This window comes from Streptomyces hilarionis (assembly GCF_024539675.1).
Classification (GTDB): domain Bacteria; phylum Actinomycetota; class Actinomycetes; order Streptomycetales; family Streptomycetaceae; genus Streptomyces; species Streptomyces hilarionis.
In genome coordinates this window covers 22193-29727 of the sequence record NZ_JAHHIT010000118.1, presented here as the reverse complement: position 1 = coordinate 29727, position 7535 = coordinate 22193, and the positions used below count along the sequence as shown (strand labels likewise).

Sequence of the window (7535 nt, the reverse complement as noted above, 5' to 3'; positions counted from 1 at the left end):
CTCCCCGCCTCCCCTCTCGCCCCGTCTCCCCCTCGCTCCGGAGCCGCTCATGCCCTACAGGCCCGTCCACGAGCCGCGCCGCGACGACTGCCCCTGGTGCGGCTCCACCCGCCTGCGCACCCGGCTGCGCGCCCCGGACCTGCGGCTGCGCAGGCCCGGCACGTTCGTCGTCGACGAGTGCCGGGACTGCGCCCACGCCTTCCAGAACCCGCGTCTGACCCCCGAGGGGCTGGAGCTCTACGCCGCCGAGGAGAACCGGCCCGTCGACCGCGGGCGTCTGAAGGCCACGGCCCGCACGATGCTGCGCTTCGGCGAGCCCGAGAGCTGGCTGGACGTCGGGACGGGCGACGCGCCCTTCCCCGCGGCGGCCCGGGAACTGTTCGCCTACACGGCGTTCGACGGCACCGACCCGACCCCGAGGGCCGAGCGGGCCAGGGCGGCGGGCCTGCTCGACGAGGCCCACGTGGGCCAGTTGACGGCGCCCCGGATCCTGGCCCGGGTGCGGGGCCGCTACGACGTCGTCAGCATGCTCCACCACCTGGAGCACACCCGGGACCCCCGGGCGGAGCTGTCCGCGGCGCTGGCGGCGCTGCGCCCGGGAGGCCACCTGCTCCTCGAACTGCCGGACCCCGCCAGCGCGTTCGCCCGCCTCCTGGGCAAGTGGTGGCACTCCCACGACCAGCCCCGCCACCTCCACCTGATCCCCCTGGCCAACCTCCGGGCCGAACTGGAGACGCGGGGCTGCGAGATCGTCGTCGCCGACCGCGGCGCCGCCCACACCCCGGGCGACCTGGCGGCCGCCACGGCGCTCTACGCCCGGCGCACCCGCCTGCCCCGGGCGGCCGCGACCCTGACCGTCCCGGCCGCGGCCCTCGACCGCCTCCTGGCCCCCGCCCTGCGCCGCACCCGCTTCTCCAACGCCTACCGGATCGTCGCGCGGCGCGGCTGAACCGGTCGCCCCCGGCTCACCCGCGCAGCACCACCGCCTGCCCCGCGACCACCAGCACGACCTGCTCGCACTCGCCCGCGACCGCCGCGTTCAGCCGCCCCAGCTCGTCGCGGTACCGACGCCCCGACGCCGTCGCCGGCACGATCCCCGAACCCACCTCGTTGGACACCAGCACCACCGTGCGCCGCGTCGAGCGCACCGCCCGGGCCAACTCCGCCACGCGGGCACGCAGCGCCCGCTCGCCGCCGTCGGCCCACATCGCGTCGTCCCACGCCCCGACGGCGTCCATGACATCCGTCAGCCACAGCGACAGACAGTCGATCAGCAGCGGCGCGCCCTCCTCGGCCAGCAGCGGCGCCAGGTCGCAGGTCTCCTTCGTCCGCCACGACCCCGGACGCCGCTCCCGGTGCACGGCCACCCGTGAGGCCCACTCGGAGTCGCCGCCCCGGGAGCCCCCGGTGGCCACGTACAGCACGTCCGGGAAGGACTCCAGCCGCCGTTCGGCCTCCACCGACTTCCCCGACCGGGCGCCGCCCAGCACCATCGTCCGCCGGGGCACGTCCGGCACGTCCTCGTACACCCCCACCGTCAGCGTCGAGCCGTCCGGCACCGCCCGCGCGCCCGCCGCCGCAAGTCGCCGCCCCAGCTCCGCGCCCGGCGCCACGTCGTGGTCCAGGTGGACGGCGACCACGTCCGTGGTCGGGCCCACCGCGCCGACCGCCCGCAGCTTCGCCAGGCCGTCGGGCCGCCCCACCACGTCCGTGAGCACCATGTCGTAGCGCTCGGCCGGCTCCGAGCCCTCCTCCAGACCGGCCGGCGCGCCGCCGGGCGGCAGATACAGCAGCCGTTGCCCGTCCGGGCCCGTCACCGCGTACCCGGTGCCCGGCGCGTCCATCGCCACCGCCCGCACCCGATGCCCCGTCAACAGCGTCACGTCCCGTCCGTCCGACGCCCGCGCCGGCTGCGGCAGCCCGGCCGGCACCTCCACCGGCGGACCGTCGTGCGGGTGCGTCAGCAGGACCTGGCCCACCGCGCCCAGCGAACGCCCCGCCCGCGCGGCCGCGAACGCCGCGCCCGGCGTCAGGTCGAGCAGCAGGGCCCCGTCGACGAGCAACGCGGTCGCCGCCCGCGCGTGCGCGCCGAGCGAGGTCGCGCACACCGCGCAGGAGCAGTCGGGGCGGGGCAGGCCCGCCGGGGCGCCGGTACCGAGCAAAGTGACTTCCACGGAGCCGATTTTCGCGCGTCCGACCCGGTCTTGCGCATCCGACTAGGCTGCGGAGCGGAAGCCGGACCTTGATCCGGCTTCTGCTCTGCACGTGGTCACAGCTGGGAGGCGTACATGGCGGCATGGACGTGGCGGTTCGAGAAGTCCGACGGGACGGAGGTCCAACCCGCGGTGCAACCCGAGGAGTTCACCACGCAGGGGGACGCCGAGTCCTGGATCGGGGAGGTCTGGAAGGACCTCCTCGAAGGCGGCGCCGACCAGGTCCGGCTCTTCGAGGACGCCACCGAGATCTACGGTCCGATGAGCCTGTAGGCCAACGAGGCGTAGGGCGTCACGTCCGGGGTGGCCCGACACCGGTCACCCCGGACGCCGTTCACCCGAACGAGCGCCGCGCACCCGGACGGGCGGCGCGACACGAGTGGGCGACGCGCCGACAGCCCGGCGGTGCGTCATGAAACCGGCGACGCGCCGGGCGCCCGGCGGTGCGTCGGGTGAAGGCCCTGCGTCGGGGCGTGGGCTCAGCCGCGCACGCCGCACAGATGCAGCAGCGCCGCCACCTGCCGGTAGGGGTCCGTCCGTCCGGCCCGCTCCTCTGCGGCCAGCAGGGCCTCGACGTCCTCGGGGATCTCCGCCGCGTCCGCGGCCGTGTCCGTGAAGACCCGGACCCCGTACCAGGTCTGCAACGGCGCCCCGATCCCGGCGAGCGTGCCGGTCAGCGCCGCCAGCCGGTCCGCCCGCACGTCCAGCCCGAGCCGGTTGCGGTACGAGACGGTGTCGAACGCGCCCAGCGCGCCCGCCCAGTTCCCCGATATGCCCGGCCGCATCGCCAGCGCGTCCGCGTTGCGCACCAGCAGCGACAGCAGTCCGCCGGGCGCCAGCATCCGGGCGAGCCCCGCGAGCAGGGCGTCCGGCTCCTCGACGTACATCAGCACGCCGTGGCACAGCACCACGTCGAAGCTGCCGGGCAGGAAGTGCACCCCCGTGTCCCGGCCGTCGCCCTCGATGATCCGCATCCGCTCCCGGATGCCCTCGGGCTCCCCGGACAGCGCCTCCCGGGCCGCGGCGATCATCGTCGCGTCCTGTTCGAGGCCGGTCACCTGGTGCCCGAGCCGGGCCAGCCGCAGCGCCTGCGTGCCCTGGCCCATGCCCACGTCGAGCACCCGCAGCCGCCGGCCGACCGGGTACCGCCCCACTATCTGCTCGTCGAGCTGCCGGGCCACCAGCTCCTGACGCACGACGTCACGCAGCCCGCCCAGCCTGTTGAGCCAGGCCTTGGCCGCCCCCCCGGAGAAAGCCGCAGTGCTCAGAGCCGCGCTCCACGCTTGACCTGCGGCTTCGGCAGTCGCAGCCGGCGCATCTGCAACGAGCGCATGAGCGCGTACGCCACCGCGCCGCGGCGGTTCTGCCCCTCGAAGCGCTCGGCCAGCCGCTTGCGCAGCCGGAAACCGGTGACGAGCGAGTCCAGCACGATCAGCACGATCACGACCAGCCACAGCAGCAGCGCGACGGTCTGCAACGAGCCCACCCGCACCACGCTCAGCACGAGGATGACCACGGCCATGGGCAGGAAGAACTCCGCCACGTTGAACCGCGAGTCGATGAAGTCGCGCGCGAACTTGCGGACCGGCCCCTTGTCGCGGGCCGGCAGGTAACGCTCGTCACCGCCGGCCAGCGCCTGGCGCTGCCGGTCCATCTGGGCGCGGCGCTCGTCGCGCTGGCGCTTGGCCGCGTCCTTGCGCGACGTCGACGTGTTGGCGACGCTGCGGCGCTGGGACTGGGCCTCACTGCGCTTGGGCGTGGGCCGACCCTTCTTCGCCTGGGGGTCGCGGGGCTGCTTGGAGTCGGTCACCACCGCGTCGGCGGGGGCCTTCTCTTCCTTGGCACGGCTACGGAACACAAAACCCAAGGGTAAGCGCTCCGGGGCATGGACCCCAGCCCGCGGGGGAACGATCCGGCAACACCAGTCGTCTGTAGAAGGGACAGACCGGGCGCCGAGGAGGAAGAGGGGGCACAGGGTGACGTGTCGCTCACCCTGAGAGTCACCTACTCCTCACGCCGGATCAGGGGCCCGGCCAGTCGTCCTTGGGGAGGAGCGCATCCGTCCCCGAACAGTGCGTCAATGGATGCAGGGCCCGTACTGTGGGTTCTGTCGCAGACCTGAGAGCCGGAGTCCGTCAGAAGGGGGCGCGCGAAGCCCATGAGCGGTGTCATGAAGCGTATGGGGATGATCTTCCGCGCGAAGGCGAACAAGGCCCTTGACCGGGCCGAGGACCCGCGCGAAACCCTCGACTACTCGTACCAGAAGCAGCTCGAGCTCCTCCAGAAGGTCCGTCGCGGCGTCGCCGACGTCGCCACCTCGCGCAAGCGCCTGGAACTACAGCTCAACCAGTTGCAGTCGCAGTCCACCAAGCTGGAGGACCAGGGCCGCAAGGCGCTCGCCCTCGGTCGTGAGGACCTCGCCCGCGAGGCGCTCTCCCGCCGGGCCGCCCTCCAGCAGCAGGTCACCGACCTGGAGACGCAGCACTCCACGCTCCAGGGCGAGGAGGAGAAGCTCACCCTCGCGGCGCAGCGCTTGCAGGCCAAGGTGGACGCCTTCCGCACGAAGAAGGAGACCATCAAGGCCACGTACACCGCCGCCCAGGCCCAGACCCGCATCGGCGAGGCCTTCTCCGGCATCTCCGAGGAGATGGGCGACGTCGGCCTGGCCATCCAGCGCGCCGAGGACAAGACCGCCCAGCTCCAGGCCCGGGCCGGCGCGCTCGACGAGCTCATGGCCTCCGGCGCCCTCGACGACCCGACCGGCATCGCCAAGGACGACCTCCAGGCCGAGCTGGACCGGCTGTCGGGTGGTACGGATGTGGAGCTGGAACTGCAGCGCATGAAGGCGGAGCTCGCCGGGGGATCGTCCTCCGGACAGCAGGCCATCGAGGGCGGCACGAGCCCGTCGCAGTCCCGGCAGCAGCCACAGGACACCCCGCGCTTCGACAAGCAGTAGTCCGGAGCCGGGGCCCCGGAGCCGAGGAGGGCGACGTGATCGTACGGATCATGGGAGAGGGCCAGTGGGAGCTGGCCGACTCCCACTTCGCCGAACTGAACAAGCTGGACGACGAACTGCTCGCGGAGATGGAGAACGGCGACGAGGACGGCTTCCACCGCACCCTCGCGGCCCTGCTCGACGCCGTCCGCCGTCTCGGCGAGCCCCTGGCGGACGACGCCCTGGAACCCTCCGAACTCATCCTCCCGTCCCCGGACGCGAGCCTGGAGGAGGTCCGCGAGATGCTGAGCGACGACGGTCTGATCCCCGGGTGAACAGGCGGCCCGGGGCCTCCCCCTGAGGCGGAGCGGGGATCTCGGGGCCCATCGCCCCCGGCCACGGCAAGGAAAGCGACGGCAACTGAACAGTGACTCCTGCGTGACCCCCCTCGCCCGGGCCCAGCGTCAGCTGAAGGCCCACCCGCTGGCGCTCGACGCCGCCCTCGCGGCAGGCGTGCTGCTCTGCATGCTGGCGGGCTCCTTCGTCGACCCGCGCGGAGAGCAGGGGGTCAGCTGGAGCGTGCGCAGCCCCGACCCGCTCAGCCTGCTGCTGATCACCTTCAGCGCCGTCGCCCTCGTCTTCCGCCGCAGCGCCTCCATGGCGGTCCTCGCGCTCACCGGCGCCGCTTCCGTGACCGAGTCCGTCACCGGCGACCCCCGCGCGCCGGTCGCCATGTCCGCCGTCGTCGCCCTGTTCACCGTCGCGGCGGCCACCGACCGCCCCACCACCGTGCGCGCCGGCCTGCTCACCATGACGGTGCTCACCGGCGCCGCCATGCTCGCCGGACCGCTGCCCTGGTACGCCCAGGACAACCTCGGCATCCTCGCCTGGACCGGCATCGGCGCCACCGCCGGCGACGCCGTGCGCAGCCGCCGCGCGGCCGTGCAGGCCATCCGGGACCGCGCCGAGCGCGCGGAACGCACCCGCGAGGAGGAGGCCCGCCGGCGGGTCGCCGAGGAGCGCCTGCGCATCGCCCGCGACCTGCACGACGTCGTCGCCCACCACATCGCCCTGGTCAACGTCCAGGCCGGAGTCGCCGCGCACGTCATGGACAAGCGGCCCGACCAGGCCAAGGAGGCCCTCGCGCACGTCCGCGAGGCCAGCCGCTCCGCGCTCAACGAACTGCGCGCCACCGTCGGTCTGCTGCGCCAGTCCGGCGACCCCGAGGCCCCCACCGAGCCCGCCCCGGGTCTGGACCGCCTCGACGAGCTCGTCGGCACCTTCCGCAGCGCCGGCCTCCAGGTCGAGGTCGCCCGCACCGATCAGGGCACCGAACTCCCCGCCGCCGTGGGACTGGCCGCCTACCGGGTCGTCCAGGAAGCCCTCACCAACGTCCAAAAGCACGCGGGGCCCGACGCGAAGGCCGAGGTCAGCGTCGTGCGCGTGGGTCCGAACATCGAGGTCACGGTCCTGGACGACGGACGGCCCGCCGACGAGGAGGCGGCGCCGGCCGGCGGCGGCCACGGCCTGCTCGGCATGCGCGAGCGCGTCACCGCCCTGCGCGGCACCCTCACCACCGGCCCGCGCTACGGAGGCGGCTTCCGCGTCCACGCGATCCTGCCGGTCAAGACCCGCGCCCGCACCGCGGCGCCCGGCACCGCAGAGGATCCCGCATGACCATCCGCGTCCTGCTCGCCGACGACCAGGCGCTGCTGCGCAGCGCGTTCCGCGTCCTCGTCGACTCCGAGCCCGACATGCGGGTGGTCGGGGAGGCGTCCGACGGCGCCGAGGCGGTCGAGCTGGCGAGGCGCGAGCGCGCCGACGTCGTCCTGATGGACATCCGCATGCCCGGCACGGACGGGCTCGCCGCCACCCGGCTGATCAGCGCCGACCCCTCCCTGGCCCAGGTGCGGGTGGTCATCCTGACGACCTTCGAGGTCGACGACTACGTGGTGCAGTCGCTGCGGGCCGGCGCCTCGGGCTTCCTCGGCAAGGGCAGCGAGCCGGAGGAACTGCTCAGCGCGATCAGGATCGCCGCGGGCGGCGAGGCGCTGCTCTCGCCCGCCGCCACCAAGGGCCTCATCGCCCGCTTCCTCGCCCAGGGCGGCGCGGGGGACGAGCACGACCCCGTCCGCTCCGCCCGGCTGGACGCGCTGACCGTGCGCGAGCGCGAGGTCCTGGTGCAGGTCGCCGGGGGCCACTCCAACGACGAGATCGCCGAACGTCTGGAGGTCAGCCCCCTCACCGTGAAGACGCACGTCAACCGGGCCATGGCCAAGCTGGGCGCCCGCGACCGGGCCCAACTCGTGGTGATCGCCTACGAGTCGGGACTGGTGCGCCCGAGGACGGAGTGAGCGCGGTGCGGGCGGCGCCTCGCCCGGCGGCGC

Annotated in this window: 9 protein-coding genes; 6 read left to right on the top strand and 3 right to left on the bottom strand. The window is 74.1% G+C overall.

Annotated elements, in window-relative coordinates:
- A partial coding sequence (locus tag KMS84_RS26680) for a class I SAM-dependent methyltransferase (protein ID WP_438818986.1) occupies positions 1 to 949 on the top strand: 949 nt, incomplete at its 5' end.
- A 16-nt stretch (positions 950 to 965) separates the two neighbouring features.
- Here KMS84_RS26680 and KMS84_RS26675 read toward each other — a convergent pair.
- Positions 966 to 2174 carry a bifunctional adenosylcobinamide kinase/adenosylcobinamide-phosphate guanylyltransferase gene (locus tag KMS84_RS26675; protein ID WP_256919001.1) on the bottom strand — a complete coding sequence of 403 codons (1209 nt, stop codon included), beginning with the start codon at positions 2172 to 2174 and terminating at the stop codon, positions 966 to 968.
- Positions 2175 to 2288: 114 nt separating this feature from the next.
- Here KMS84_RS26675 and KMS84_RS26670 point away from each other — a divergent pair, with 114 nt between their 5' ends.
- On the top strand, positions 2289 to 2486 hold the full coding sequence (locus KMS84_RS26670) for a hypothetical protein (protein WP_256919000.1): 198 nt from the start codon (positions 2289 to 2291) through the stop codon (positions 2484 to 2486).
- Between the two features lie 206 nt (positions 2487 to 2692).
- Here KMS84_RS26670 and KMS84_RS26665 read toward each other — a convergent pair whose 3' ends face one another.
- Both KMS84_RS26665 and KMS84_RS26660 read right to left on the bottom strand, forming a co-directional pair.
- Positions 2693 to 3394 (bottom strand): methyltransferase domain-containing protein, encoded by a 702-nt coding sequence (locus tag KMS84_RS26665; RefSeq protein ID WP_256919002.1) that lies wholly within the window; start codon positions 3392 to 3394, stop codon positions 2693 to 2695.
- Between the two features lie 83 nt (positions 3395 to 3477).
- On the bottom strand, positions 3478 to 4071 hold the full coding sequence (locus tag KMS84_RS26660; protein WP_256918999.1) for a DUF3043 domain-containing protein: 594 nt from the start codon (positions 4069 to 4071) through the stop codon (positions 3478 to 3480).
- 300 nt (positions 4072 to 4371) lie between these two features.
- Between KMS84_RS26660 and KMS84_RS26655 the strand changes: the two genes are divergently transcribed.
- The 4 genes from KMS84_RS26655 to KMS84_RS26640 all read left to right on the top strand — a co-directional run bounded on the left by KMS84_RS26655 (position 4372) and on the right by KMS84_RS26640 (position 7502).
- Positions 4372 to 5169, top strand: coding sequence for a PspA/IM30 family protein (locus tag KMS84_RS26655; RefSeq protein WP_256918998.1), 798 nt, complete (start codon positions 4372 to 4374; stop codon positions 5167 to 5169).
- 35 nt (positions 5170 to 5204) lie between these two features.
- Positions 5205 to 5483 carry a PspA-associated protein PspAA gene (pspAA, locus tag KMS84_RS26650; RefSeq protein ID WP_256918997.1) on the top strand — a complete coding sequence of 93 codons (279 nt, stop codon included), beginning with the start codon at positions 5205 to 5207 and terminating at the stop codon, positions 5481 to 5483.
- A gap of 103 nt (positions 5484 to 5586) precedes the next feature.
- A complete protein-coding gene (locus KMS84_RS26645; RefSeq protein WP_256918996.1) occupies positions 5587 to 6825 on the top strand; it encodes a sensor histidine kinase in 1239 nt (412 codons plus the stop codon).
- A complete protein-coding gene (locus tag KMS84_RS26640; protein WP_256918995.1) occupies positions 6822 to 7502 on the top strand; it encodes a response regulator in 681 nt (226 codons plus the stop codon). Before KMS84_RS26645 ends, KMS84_RS26640 begins: the two co-directional genes overlap by 4 nt.
- Positions 7503 to 7535: the final 33 nt, after the last annotated feature.